This is a genomic window from Pseudomonas sp. RA_35y_Pfl2_P32, from assembly GCF_963970735.1.
GTDB lineage: Bacteria > Pseudomonadota > Gammaproteobacteria > Pseudomonadales > Pseudomonadaceae > Aquipseudomonas.
The window spans coordinates 103,074-116,420 of record NZ_CAXAQF010000016.1 but is presented as its reverse complement, the minus strand read 5'-3'; the positions used below and the strand labels follow the sequence as shown (position 1 = coordinate 116,420).

At 62.4% G+C, this 13,347-nt stretch carries 9 protein-coding genes; 1 reads left to right on the top strand and 8 read right to left on the bottom strand.

Features of this window, described 5'->3' with window-relative positions:
• Positions 1–21: 21 nt before the first annotated feature.
• From urtD to urtA, 4 genes are all read right to left on the bottom strand, one after another.
• Positions 22–882: an urea ABC transporter ATP-binding protein UrtD gene (gene urtD, locus AACY45_RS17460; RefSeq protein WP_339546610.1), complete on the bottom strand. Its 861-nt coding sequence runs from the start codon at positions 880–882 to the stop codon at positions 22–24.
• On the bottom strand, positions 879–1,958 hold the full coding sequence (gene urtC, locus AACY45_RS17455; RefSeq protein ID WP_339546609.1) for an urea ABC transporter permease subunit UrtC: 1,080 nt from the start codon (positions 1,956–1,958) through the stop codon (positions 879–881). Before urtC ends, urtD begins: the two co-directional genes overlap by 4 nt.
• Entirely contained in the window at positions 1,958–3,457 is a 1,500-nt protein-coding gene (gene urtB, locus AACY45_RS17450; protein WP_339546608.1) for an urea ABC transporter permease subunit UrtB, read from the bottom strand. The genes urtC and urtB overlap by 1 nt, the downstream gene beginning before the upstream one ends.
• Positions 3,458–3,524: 67 nt before the next feature.
• A complete protein-coding gene (urtA, locus tag AACY45_RS17445; protein WP_095171104.1) occupies positions 3,525–4,790 on the bottom strand; it encodes an urea ABC transporter substrate-binding protein in 1,266 nt (421 codons plus the stop codon).
• 273 nt (positions 4,791–5,063) lie between these two features.
• Here urtA and AACY45_RS17440 point away from each other — a divergent pair, with 273 nt between their 5' ends.
• Positions 5,064–8,435, top strand: coding sequence for a hypothetical protein (locus tag AACY45_RS17440; RefSeq protein ID WP_339546607.1), 3,372 nt, complete (start codon positions 5,064–5,066; stop codon positions 8,433–8,435).
• A 73-nt stretch (positions 8,436–8,508) separates the two neighbouring features.
• On the opposite strand, the gene AACY45_RS17435 is transcribed toward AACY45_RS17440, so the two are convergent.
• The 4 genes from AACY45_RS17435 to AACY45_RS17420 all read right to left on the bottom strand — a co-directional run bounded on the left by AACY45_RS17435 (position 8,509) and on the right by AACY45_RS17420 (position 13,330).
• The gene (locus AACY45_RS17435) at positions 8,509–8,931 is read right to left on the bottom strand and encodes a hypothetical protein (RefSeq protein ID WP_339546606.1); all 423 of its coding nucleotides are present in this window, start codon (positions 8,929–8,931) and stop codon (positions 8,509–8,511) included.
• Between the two features lie 217 nt (positions 8,932–9,148).
• Entirely contained in the window at positions 9,149–10,531 is a 1,383-nt protein-coding gene (locus AACY45_RS17430) for a PepSY-associated TM helix domain-containing protein (RefSeq protein ID WP_339546605.1), read from the bottom strand.
• A gap of 123 nt (positions 10,532–10,654) precedes the next feature.
• Positions 10,655–12,784: a TonB-dependent copper receptor gene (locus AACY45_RS17425; RefSeq protein WP_339546604.1), complete on the bottom strand. Its 2,130-nt coding sequence runs from the start codon at positions 12,782–12,784 to the stop codon at positions 10,655–10,657.
• A 90-nt stretch (positions 12,785–12,874) separates the two neighbouring features.
• On the bottom strand, positions 12,875–13,330 hold the full coding sequence (locus tag AACY45_RS17420) for a DUF2946 domain-containing protein (RefSeq protein WP_339546603.1): 456 nt from the start codon (positions 13,328–13,330) through the stop codon (positions 12,875–12,877).
• Positions 13,331–13,347 lie beyond the last annotated feature (17 nt).

The window sequence follows — 13,347 nt, the reverse complement described above, 5'->3', positions numbered from 1 at the left end:
GGGTGCAATCCGCACCTGCGTTCAGCGCCCGAGATAAACCTCGATCACCCGCTCGTTGTCCTGCACCTGCGCCAGCGACCCCTCGGCCAGCACGCTGCCCTGGTGCAGCACGGTGACGTGGTCGGCGATCGAACCGACGAACCCCATGTCGTGTTCCACCACCATCAATGAATGTTTGCCGGCCAGGCGCTTGAACAGCTCGGCGGTGAACTCGGTCTCGGCATCGGTCATGCCCGCCACCGGTTCATCGAGCAACAGCAATTGCGGGTCCTGCATCAGCAGCATGCCGATTTCCAGGAATTGTTTTTGCCCGTGGGACAACAGGCCGGCGGGGCGATTGACCGAGGCGGTCAGGCGAATGGTGTCCAGCACCTCGCTGATGCGGTCGCGTTGCTCGCCGTTGAGCCGGGCGCGCAAGCTGGCCCATACCGACTTGTCGGTCTTCTGCGCCAGCTCCAGGTTCTCGAACACGCTCAGGGCTTCGAACACCGTGGGTTTCTGGAACTTGCGACCGATCCCGGCCTGGGCAATCTGCACTTCGCTCATGCGGGTCAGGTCCAGGGTCTCGCCGAACCAGGCCTTGCCGTGGCTGGGCCGGGTCTTGCCGGTGATCACATCCATCAGGGTGGTCTTGCCGGCCCCGTTAGGGCCGATGATGCAGCGCAGTTCACCGACACCGATGTACAGGTTGAGACTGTTCAGTGCCTTGAAGCCATCGAAGCTGACGCTGATGTCCTCCAGCGTGAGGAGGGTGCCGTGGCGGGTGTTCAGGCCTTTTTCGGCGCGCTGTCCAAGGCCGATGGCATCGCGGCTGCTGCCGGCATCCTTGTTCGGTTCCAGGATCGGTTCGAGCATGAATTCGGCGGTCGCAGTGACTCTCATTGTTCACCTCTTTTTCTCAGCAGGCCGATCACGCCTTTGGGCAGGTACAGGGTGACAATGATGAACAGCGCACCGAGGAAGAACAGCCAGTATTCGGGGAAGGCCACGGTGAACCAGCTCTTCATGCCGTTGACCACGCCGGCACCCAACAGTGGCCCGATCAGCGTGCCGCGTCCGCCCAGGGCCACCCAGACGGCGGCTTCGATGGAGTTGGTCGGCGACATTTCGCTGGGGTTGATGATGCCCACCTGGGGCACGTAGAGCGCACCGGCCAGGCCGCACAGTACGGCGCTCAAGACCCAGACAAACAGCTTGAACCCGCGCGGGTCGTAGCCGCAGAACATCAGGCGGTTTTCCGCGTCGCGCAGGGCGGTCAGCACCCGGCCGAACTTGCTTTGCGCCAGGCGCCAGCCGATGAACAGGCTGGCCACCAGCAACAGCACGGTGGCACTGAACAGCACCGCGCGGGTACTGGGTTCGGTGATGCCGAAGCCGAGGATGGTGCGAAAGTTGGTGAAACCGTTGTTGCCGCCAAACCCGGTCTCGTTGCGGAAGAACAGGAGCATGCCGGCGAAGGTCAGGGCCTGGGTCATGATCGAGAAATACACGCCCTTGATCCGCGAGCGGAAGGCGAAGAAACCGAACACCAGCGCCAGCAGGCCCGGGGCCAACACCACCAGGCACAGGGTCCAGAGGAAGCTGCTGGTGCCGGTCCAGAACCACGGCAGTTCAGTCCAGGAAAGGAAGGTCATGAACGCCGGCAAGCCGTCCCCCGAGGCCTGGCGCATCAGGTACATGCCCATGGCGTAGCCACCGAGGGCGAAGAACAGGCCGTGGCCCAGGGACAGCAGGCCGGCATACCCCCAGACCAGGTCCAGGGCGAGGGCGACAATGGCGTAGCAGAGGATCTTGCCGACCAGGGTCAGGGTGTAGGCCGAGACGTGCAGGGCGTTGTCGGCAGGCAGCAGCGACAGCAACGGCAGCGCCAGCAGCAACACCACCATCAGGGTGCCGACGGCAATCGTCGCCTTGGGTCCGGCCTTGCGGGTGGCGGTAATGAGCAGGGGCTGGTTCATCAGTCAATTACCCGTCCTTTGAGTGCGAAGAGGCCTTGCGGGCGTTTCTGGATGAACAGGATGATCAGCGCCAGGATCAGGATTTTGCCCAGCACTGCACCGATCTGCGGCTCCAGGATCTTGTTGGCGATCCCCAGGCCAAAGGCGGCGAAGACGCTCCCGGCCAGTTGGCCGACGCCGCCCAGCACCACCACCAGGAAGGAGTCGATGATGTAGCTCTGGCCCAGATCCGGACCGACGTTGCCGATCTGGCTCAGCGCCACGCCGCCGAGCCCGGCGATCCCCGAGCCGAGGCCGAAGGCGAGCATGTCCACCCGCCCGGTGGGCACGCCACAGCAGGCGGCCATGTTGCGGTTCTGGGTGACGGCGCGCACGTTCAACCCCAGGCGGGTCTTGTTCAGCAGCAGCCAGGTGAGCACCACCACAAACAGGGCAAAGGCGATGATCACGATACGGTTGTACGGCAGCACCAGGTTGGGCAGCACCTGGATCCCGCCCGAGAGCCAGGCCGGGTTGGCGACCTCGACGTTTTGCGCGCCGAACAGCAGGCGCACCAGTTGGATCAGCATCAGGCTGATGCCCCAGGTGGCGAGCAGGGTTTCCAGCGGCCGGCCGTAGAGGTGGCGGATCACCGAGCGTTCGAGTGCCATGCCGATACCGGCGGTGACGAAAAACGCCACCGGCAAGGCCACTAACGGGTAGAACTCGATGGCGTTGGGGGCGAAGCGCTGGAGCAGCAGTTGCACCATGTAGGTGGAGTAGGCGCCGAGCATCAACATTTCGCCGTGGGCCATGTTGATCACCCCCAGCAAGCCGAAGGTGATCGCCAGTCCCAGGGCCGCCAGCAGCAGGATCGAGCCCAGGGACATGCCGCTGAACGCCTGGCCGAGCAACTCGCCCACCAGCAGTTTGCGTTTGACCTGGCCGAGGCTGGTTTGCGCTGCGGTGAGGACCGCGGCATCGGCTTCGACCCCAGGTGCGAGCAGGCTTTCCAGGCGAGTGCGGGCCAGTGGGTCACCGGTTTCACCGAGCAGGCGCACCGCGGCCAGGCGCACGGCCGGGTCGCTGTCCACCAGTTGCAGGTTGGCCAGGGCCAGGCTCAGGGCCGCGTGCACCTGTTCATCCGCTTCGCCCGCCAGTTGTTGGTCGAGGAATTTCAATTGCGCCGGCTTGGCGCTTTTCTGCAGGTGTTGCGCCGCGCCGAGTCGCACCTGGGGATCGGCGGCAAGCAGTTGCTGGCTGGCCACGGCGGTGTCGATCAGCCCCCGCAGGCGATTGTTCAGGCGCAAGGTCTTGGGTTGGCCGTCGACGGTCACTACGCCTTGCTGCAAGGCATTGATCAATTCAACGCGCGCCGGATCGGGCTGCGCGGCCCAGGCGTCGAGCAGCCGGGCTTGCTGCGCCGGATTGGCGGCGACGAAGTCTTCGGCGTCGCCGGCGTGGCTGGCCAGTGGCAGCAGGAGTGCGGCGAGTGTAAGGAACAGGCGAAAAAGCGACATGGTGACGTCCTGAGTAGCGGCGACTGATCCTGTGGGAGCGAGCTCCCACAGGATTCTGAGGGTCCGCTCAGTTGCTCTTGACCGCGTAATCCGGCTTCTTATCGTTGCCGGCAATGAACGGGCTCCAGGGCTCGGCGCGGATTGGCCCTTCGGTCTGCCAGACCACGTTGAACTGACCATCGGCCTGGATCTCGCCGATCATCACCGGCTTGTGCAGGTGGTGGTTGGTCTTGTCCATGGTCAGGGTGTAGCCCGACGGTGCGGCGAAAGTCTGGCCGGCCAGCGCTTCGCGCACTTTGTCGACATCGGTGGACTTGGCTTTCTCGGCGGCCTGCGCCCACATGTGGATGCCGACGTAGGTGGCCTCCATCGGGTCGTTGGTCACCGCCTTGTCGGCGCCCGGCAGGTTGTGTTTCTTGGCGTAGGCCTTCCAGTCCGCGACGAACTTCTGGTTCACCGGGTTTTCCACCGACTCGAAGTAGTTCCACGCCGCGAGGTTACCCACCAGTGGCTTGGTGTCGATGCCGCGCAGTTCTTCCTCGCCTACCGAGAACGCGACGACGGGCACGTCGGTGGCCTTCAGGCCCTGGTTGGCCAGTTCCTTGTAGAACGGCACGTTGGAGTCGCCGTTGACGGTGGAGATGACGGCGGTCTTGCCGCCGGCCGAGAACTTCTTGATGTTGGCGACGATGGTCTGGTAATCGCTGTGGCCGAACGGCGTGTAGACCTCTTCGATGTCCTTGTCGGCTACGCCTTTGGCGTGCAGGAACGAACGCAGGATCTTGTTGGTGGTGCGCGGGTAGACGTAGTCGGTGCCCAGCAGGAAGTAGCGCTTGGCGCTGCCGCCTTCTTCGCTCATCAGGTATTCCACCGCGGGGATCGCCTGTTGGTTCGGCGCGGCACCGGTGTAGAACACGTTGGGCGACATCTCTTCGCCTTCGTACTGCACCGGATAGAACAGCAGGCCATTGAGCTCTTCGAACACCGGCAGTACCGATTTACGCGACACCGAGGTCCAGCAACCGAACACCACGGCGACCTTGTCCTGGGTCAGCAACTGCCGGCCTTTTTCCGCGAACAGCGGCCAGTTCGACGCCGGGTCGACCACCACCGGCTCCAGCAGCTTGCCATTGACGCCGCCCTTGGCGTTGATCTCGTCGATGGTCATCAGCGCCATGTCTTTGAGCGAGGTTTCAGAGATCGCCATGGTCCCGGACAGGGAATGCAGAATGCCAACCTTGATGGTCTCGGCGGCCTGGACCGTCCAGGTCATGCCCATCGCGGCAATGCTGGCCGAAAGAGTGAAAGCCTTGATCAAGCTGCGACGCTTCATTGTGCGATCTCCATGAACGTTTTTGGTTGGCATTGGTGGAAGGCTGGAGAGTCTTTAGCAAGGGCTGTGCCTAAGCGCGAAAGCCAGCGGTTTGATGCTGCCGCCGAGGCGGATTCATGCGCGAGCGCACCAGGGCTGGGCGTGCACCGGGGTGTGGGGCATGCCGATGCGCTGTCGTGGTGCCTGTGATCCCTATGTATGTACCGCACAGGCGCGCGGACGCTGGATAACCTGATGGCTCAATACAGGCCATCAACAGGTTGGAGATTTTTCATGGATGAGAGAGAAGGGCCGAGCGCTGCCGTTGTGCGCATGAGCCGTGAGTTTCTGTCGGCGGATGACGCGGCGCGGCATGCTCATGAACAGGTCGGCAAGCGGCGTGACCGCGAGTTTGTTGCAATGATCTTCCAGTGCAGCAACCAGCGGTTCGTCGTGACTGAGCCGGTCGACGCCGGAACTGATGCGCTTGAAGCGCCCCCCCTGTTCCCGGTAGACGCCCAAGGCCGGGCGATTTATCCGTTGAACCACCAGCTCCATAGCGTGTTTTACTCACACCAGGCGCTCTCGACGCTGGATGTCGATCAAGTGCAGCGTTTGGGTTGGACGCGCACAGACGCCTGCGTGAGCTTGCAGATGTTCAAGGTTCACGAGTTGTTCCATGTGGTCGCGCAAGGCGTTCCGGCCTATCTGTCAGGCAGCGACGACAGTCTGTTGTGGTTCGAGCCCGATACCCGCGGCTGGCAGCAGTTGCTGATGCGCTTGGGCACCGTGAGTCGCCCGGGACCACTGGCGCGTGGGCTTGCCGATGGCAGCATCGCCCCTGTCGAGTTTGTACGGGCGGTGGCGAGCGCAGGAAAGTTGCAGATCCTGGTCGACAATGGGCTTTGGGGATACCGGGGCCAAGTGACCAAGGACTGGACACCCCACCCGGAACAGGGCGCAAGGCCGGTGCCGAAACAGGTGGCGTTTGGCGCGGTTTTTTCGTCGGCGGACGAAGCGGCGCAGGATTGCTTCTCACGAGGGGCTGAGCAACATGATACGGAGCGGACCTGGTTCGGTTTCATCCTCAAGCAACAAGGCAAGCACGAGTACATTGCGTCGGAATTGGTCGCGGTCGAGGGGGTTCGCGACAAACTGTTTTCTCGTCGGAGCCTGTTCCCCAGTGCTGGACCGGGTGAAGGCCGTGACTTTGTTTATCCGGAGTCATTCCAGCGCCATTCCTATTTCTATTCGCGCCAGCGGGTAACGCAGGCGCAGAGGCCCTCTCGACTCTGGTTGGCCCAGCACTTTATTGTGCCCAGAGACCTGTATGTCGTGGTGTACGACTCCAAGAGGCCGCCCGTCGAGGAAGGGGTTGAGTCGATTCCCACGTATATCGCGACACAGGACGGCGCATTGTTGAAGTATGTCGCGCGCAAGAGCACCAAGTTGTTTGATAACGACACACCGGAGATGGGGCTGGAGGCTATCCAATCCAATCTGGCCAATGGAAAACTGACCCAGACCGGTTTTGTCAGGGTCGTGGCGAACAGTGGTGAATTGACGGTCCTGCACACCACTCTGTGCTGGGACAGGGAAGGGGTGGTCAATGCGCAATGGACGCCGGCGCAAAACCTCGAGCGGCGTCTTTTGGGGCCTGTTTTCCCGACCCTGGATGATGCGGCGCTGCATGCGCGTGCGCAGGTCCCCAGGATCACCGACAGGGTCTATGGTGGCCTGGTTCTCAAGCGCGCCGATGGCTTGTTTGTCGCCACATTGCCGGTGATCACGCCCGAGGAAGACTTCGATGTGAAATGGATCTTCCCGGATGAAAGTGTCAGTGCCGGACTCTTCCCTGCCGGATGCACAATTGTGGCTCGCTATCGCTCGCGCCATGCCCAGGAGGTTCCGGTGCTCTTGTCTGCGTCGGAAAAACAACTGTATCTCAACATGTTGTCCGTGAAGGCAGTCCATACCGCGTTCGAGCGCGAGACGCGAACGATGGACGAGTACCTGTTCGGGCCCGACGGTTCGGTGATTCGTTACCGCACTGGTGCGTGGAATAAGGTTCGAGCCGATCTCGCCAATGCCTTGACCGATTTCGGCAGCCTACCCCATGACCTGGATGCAGCCTGGATAAAAAAACGTATCCATGAGGGAGACCTGAAACCGTCGGTGTGGGTGGATTCGCTGGCTAAAAACGGCTTTCTGTACGTGGTGGTGGGCAGCGCTCTTTGGGGCGCACCGCGTTCAGTGACCGAATTTAGCCTGGTACGCCAGGCGAAGCTCGTCACGGCGGTTGAACCGCCGTGCAGTGAGCCGCACTACAGTCCCGTGTTTGCTGACAGTGTGGCGGCAGCGCGTCATGTCCATGAGCACGCCGCGGAGCGTGTGGCGCTGAGTTTCGGCTACATTCTGCGGGATCGTTGGCATGACAGGTTCATTGCCACTCTGCCGATCGAGGTACCTGGTTCGACGCTGGCGTATGACCAGGTATTCCCCGACGGACTGTTGCCCCAGGGCTACGTCGTCGACAGCTTGTACCTGTGCGCCGCACCAACACTGGATGTGCTGCCGGATGATGACTATCGGCATTTTTTTTCACCGATGGATGTGCACCGGGCGCTTGCGCAGATTCAAACGGAGCGGGGCTGGTTACCCCTCTACTTATCGTGCAGCGACGGGGCGTTATTGCGGTTTGAGAGGGACTACTACGACCCGATCGAACCACCGACCGAGGCCGCTCAGTCAGCGCTCAGTCGCCATCCGTTCGCGACCCTTGCACAGGCGAGTGCGGATTGGCGCGATGTGCAGCACGGCACCTTCAGTCTGCCGGCCTACATAGGAAACATGAGAAAGGCCGGGCGCCTGCAAGTCATGGTGCCAAGTGCACTCTGGGGGATCGGATTCCTGGCGCGCGATTGGCAACCGCACAAGGCTGGCATGAGCGAGCAGGATCTGTGGTCGTGGATGCCGAAATTGGCATTGGGGCCGATTTTCCAGCATCCCGACGACGCGGCCCGCTACATCCAGCGCCGGGCGGGAAGCGCCTATGAACAGGTCACCACTTACGAGAGTGCGATATTGCGGCAAAAGGACAAGCATTGCTTCTGTGCACTGGAGCCACTGGCGCGCGGGGACGACACCAATCATGTGCTTGATCGCATTTTCCGGACGTCGAGCGACCCCACCACGACCCAGAGGAATAAACCGCCGATCTTTCCTGCGGGCTATGAATTGATTGCCAGTCACCAGCTGTATTTGTCGGGTACCGGCACGCTGGCGATGGATGCAGAGCAGGTCTATTTCAACTTTGCCTCGCCCTGGTTTGTGTATTTGCACACGCATGCCCTGAAGGACAAAGGGTTCAAGATCAGCTCGTACTACTACTCAACGCCCCATGGTGCCTTGATAAAGTATGTGCCGGAGTACACCCATGCCGAAAAAACCTTGTTGAAGACCAAACAAGTCGAGCGTGTTGGCGACCGCTGGATCACCCGGCTGTCTACAGCGGATTTCATCACGCAATTGGCCGAGATCGGTGAACTGCGGGTACTGACCGCCGCACACTACTGGAATCAGTCCGGGCGTCTGGGCAGCCACTGGAAGACTGATCGGCAACAGGTTCCGCTGGCGCCCGTCAGCTTTCGCCGTGACGAACTGTAGCGTGCGGGCACACGTGCACGATCAAAGGCATGAGTTGCAACGTCCTTGATCGTGACGGTAGAGCCGGGAAGGGTTATTGGCGGGTGCAAGTTTCCATGCCGTGGCCTCCACCTTCATACTCCGGGCCGTAATAGTATTTGGTAAAAGAGACCTTGCCATCGGCACCGGTGCCAACTTGTGCAATGCCCACGCCGTAGTCTTTCAGGCTGGGGTCGATGTTTGCGAAGTAGATGGCCAGTGATGTTTCCTGGGCGGCGGCGAAGCCGTTATAGAGGGAGTTGTCGGCCAGGGCCAGGGTGAAGCTATAGGCGCCGTACAGGCCAGTACTTTGCTCGGGGTTAAGCTTCATGTCGACGGTGCCTTTGAACTCACCTATATGACTGTCCATGCCCGTACATTGGTAATGCCCTGAATAGTCAGTGCCGGTGAACGGCGGCTGGGTGGCCAGTGCGGGCAGTGAAACAAAGGCGAGGGAGGCTAGGATCTTCTTTATCAAGTTGACCTCTTTCAATTCTTTGTAGGAATTGTGCTGATTGAAAAGTCGGAAGTTCCCGCAACTAAGGGTGTTCAGTGAGTGGGTGCTTAAGTTGCGGCAGCAGGAGTATGGCGAGGATCAGGGAGTGGCTCAAAATCAACCCGAGACAAGACTTTTCAAACTGTTAAACGGTATTTCAAGCACCCTTGAAATACCGCTGCTCCGTCCCTCGGGGTGTTCAGGAAGAAGGGGCGATCGATGCCGTGTCTCGGCTGACGCGCGCCAGCAGGAACCGGTCCAGCCCCCACACCACCACCAGTGATGCGCCCACCAACGGGAACAACACGGCCAGCGCCAACATGATCAGCACCCCGGTTTTCCAGGTGGGCAGGTCATGGCGCAACGGCGGCACCCCGACTTTGCCCTGGGGCCGGCGCTTCCACCAGATCACCACACCGCTGACGGCACTGAGCAGGATCATCAGGCAGATCAGGAGCACGATGAGCTGGTTGAGCACGCCAAACATCTTGCCTTCGTGCAGCATTACCCCCATTTCCGTGGCGCGGGCGACGTTGCCATAGTGCTCCCAGCGCACATCGGCCAGGACTTTGCCGCTGTACTGATCGACGTGCAGGGTGGCGTCGTTGCGCGGGTCGTCGGCGAACACGGCGATGGTAAACACGCCACTGGCGCTGGTCGGCAGGGTGATGCTGTAGCCCGGCTCGACCCGGCCTTGCTTGGCGATGTCCTGCACCGCCTGCAGGCTGATGCCCGGCGCGGCCGGCGCGCTGCTGGCGCCGTTGTGGGCCATGTGTTCGGCGTGGTCGCCGGACATTGTCATCGGCGTATTTTCCATGGCCCAGGGCACGGTCTGGCGGGCTGCGGTGTTGAGGCTGCGCGCTTGCTCGTCGGACGTGGGGACGTTGTTCCACATGGCGGCCGGGAACTGGTTCCAGAGTTCGGCGTAGGATTTGCCCCAGAAACCGGTCCAGGTCATGCCACTGAGCAGCATGACCAGCAGCAACGCCGCGCCCCAGAAACCGGTGACGGCGTGCAGATCACGCCACAGCAGCCGCCCGCGACTGTTCAGGCGTGGCCAGAGGATGCCGGCGCCGCCCTTGCCGCGAGGCCACCAGAGGTAGACGCCGGATACCACCAGCACGATGCCCCAGCCGGCCGCCATCTCGATCAGGCGATCGCCGAGGGTACCGATCATCAGCTCGCCGTGAATCGCCCGGGCGATGGCTTGCAGGTTGTACTTGGCATCCTGCTCACCGAGGATGTCGCCGTGGTACGGGTCGACGAACACGTTGAGTTCGCTGCCCTGGTTCTGCAGCACAAATTGCGCACTGCGCTCGGCATTGATCGCCGGCAGGTACTGGGTGACCTGGCCCTGTGGATAGGCCGTTTGTACCCTGCGCAGCAGGTCGTCGGCGCTGAGGCTGTGATGGCCGGCCGGGACATTCAGCAAGTTGCCGTACATCAGCGGGTCGAGTTGCGGCTTGAACAGGTAGATCGTGCCGGTCAGTGCCAGCATCACCATGAAAGGGGCGACGAACAGCCCGGCATAAAAATGCCAGCGCCAGGCCAGGTTGTAGAAGGACACTTTGGGTTGGCTCATCATTAGCACTCCGCTCGGCTATGAATCTTTTATAGGTGTTGTGTCGCCGTTGCTGCAGCCTGCGTTCGGCGTCGAACGCAGGCTTCGCCAATGGCGGCAGGCAGGGCGTCCTTGCGAGGCGTTTTAGAAGCTCATGTCCACCTTGGTCCAGAACGTGCGCCCCGGTTCGTTGATCGCTTGTGGATCATTGGCCGGGTAGCCGAACCCGGCGTTGCCGGCCAGGTTCAGATGTTCGGCGTAGTCCTTGCCGAACAGGTTGTCGATGCCGCTGCTGACCTTCCAGTGCTGGTCGATGCGGTAGGCGCCATTGAGGGAGAACACCGCAAAGCCCGGGCTCTTGTCGTAGTCCTTGCCCACCACGTTGCCCTTGTTCTGGTCGATGCGGTTTTGCGCCGCGACCACCCGCCACAAGGCACCGGCACTCCAGTTGTCTTCGCTGTAGGTCAGGCCGAAACGCGCGTCCAGCGGCGGCATTTGCGGCAGGGCGGTGTCGTGGGTGGTGTCTTTGCCCCAGGCGTAGGCCAGGGTGGCGTCGGCTTTCCAGTGGGCGGTCAGGTTGTAGGCTGCACCCAGTTCACCGCCCATGATGCGTGCGTTGATGTTCTCGGCCCGCGAGCTGGTGCCCATGGGCGTGGGGGTGTAGTCGAACAGGATGTAGTCGTGCACTTGGCCGATATAGGCCGAGGCCCAGGCTTCGAGATCCCGGGTCTTGTATTGCAGGCCGACGTCGAGCTGGGTGGTTTTCTCCGGCTGGATCGAGTCGAAGGCGTTGAGCGACCCGACTGGACCTGACTTGGGCGAAAACAGCTCCCAGTAATCCGGGAAACGTTCGGCGTGGCCCAGGCCGGCGTAGAGGGTGGTCGGGCTGTCCGCCAGGTCGTGCTCGTAGCGCACGAAGCCGCTGGGCAAAGTGTCGGCGCGGGTGTCGTCGGCCGTCGGGTTGGGCCTGCTCATCATCCCGGAACCGATGCTCTGGCGAAAATCCTTGGCCGAGGCGCGGTCCAGGCGGGCGCCGGTGATCAGCCGATTGCGGTCGGCGGCGTACCAGGTCAGCTCACCGAACAGGCCGTAGTTGTGGAAGTCCGCATCCTTGTTGCGTGGCAGGTCCTTGTAGGTGTCGATGCCCATGGCGCTGCGCTGGCGGTGTTCGTTGGTCTGCGCGTCGACACCGCTGACCAGTTGCAGGTCGGCCCAGCGCCAGGTGGCCTTGACCCGCGCACCGAGGGTCCGGCGGTCGACGTTGGAGGCCATGGGGCCGGCCATCATCCCGGTGCCGGAGGGCGTGCGCAGGGTGTAGTTGTCCATCACGTGGTCGGCGTAGTTGTAGTAGAGCTGGGCTTCGAGTTTTTCCAGCACCTCGCTGAGGTCCGATTGCACGAAACGCAGGCCCAGGCTTTCGCGCTTGAACTGCGAGCCGTCCATGCCGCGTCCGGCATAACGCGCTTCACCGTCGCCCTTGCCGGCGGTCAACTCCAGCAAAGTGTCGGTGTTCGGGGTCCAGCCGACGGCGACGTCGCCGTTCCACTTGTCGTAGCGCGACGGCACGGTGTCATTGTTGCCGTCCTTGTAGTCATCGGAATGGGCCGTGTTGCCGATCACCCGTACGTAGCCCTGTGGGCCACCCGCCGCGGCATCCACCACTTTGTCGAAGCGGCCGTTGGAGCCGCCCAGTACGCTGGCATTCACCCGGCTGCCGAGTTCGCCGAAGTTTTCCGGCTCGCGATCGAAGAGGATCGTGCCAGCCGAGGCGCCAGGGCCCCATAGCACGGTTTGCGGGCCCTTGATCACCGTGAGGGTGTCGTAGGTTTCCGGGGAAATGTACGAGGTGGGTGCGTCCATGCGGCCAGGGCAGGCCCCCAGCAGCATGCTGCCGTTGGTGAGGATGTTCAGCCGTGAGCCGAACATCCCGCGCAGTACCGGGTCGCCGTTGGTACCGCCATTGCGCACCAGGGCGAAGCCGGGAATGGTCTTCAAATAATCGCCACCGTCGCTGGCCGGCACGGGTTGGCGCGGGTCCTTGGGGTTGGTGACGATGGTCAGGGGCGAGCTTGGGGCAATGCCCGTGATCACCGTGGGGCTCAGCTCTTCGGCGTGCTGGCTGTGGTCAGCGGCCGTCTCGGCAGCGCTGGCCAATGGCGCGAGCAGGGCGCCGCACAGTAGCGCGGTGGCCTGCTTGAGGCGCGCGCGCAAGGTGTTCGGGGCGAAGTTTGCCTGGGCAGCGCTCAGGCGTGGGGCAGCAGAAAACCTGGACATAACAGTTCCATCAATCAGTCGTAAACACACGGCCAGCAGCCTGTGGCTGTCGTGTTCAACAGTTGGCCGTGTCAGTGGGGATGTAGGTGTTTACGCGTTGATGGGGGGCGCGCGGGTGCGGGCGCCGGGGAAGACCGTCAGCCGGGCGTGGCCCAGGCGAGGAGAGGGGCTGATGAAACCTTGCGCCAGCGGTGGGTCGAAGACCGCCAGCGCCAGGTTGCCGGGCAGAGCCGGGCAATTGAAGAGCAGGCTGCAGTAGCCGCACTTTTCCCAGATGGCATGGTGATCGGCCTGGGGCGCGCAGTGTTCGGCAGGTGCTTGCGCCTCATGCCCGGCATGGGCACTGGGCGCCATGTCCATGCTCATGTCCATCGACAGGCTCATGGACATCGGGGCGCGCTGATCCATCGGCATCGACTGAGCAATCAGTGGACCGATAAAGATCATCAGCATGGCGAACAGGCTGATCCAGCTGCCACGCGCGACCGTCAGGGAGGTCTTGCGTGGGGCTGTGCGCCTGCGGCCGGGTGAGCGCTGCGCGTTCACGGGCGGTGCTGCCGTGG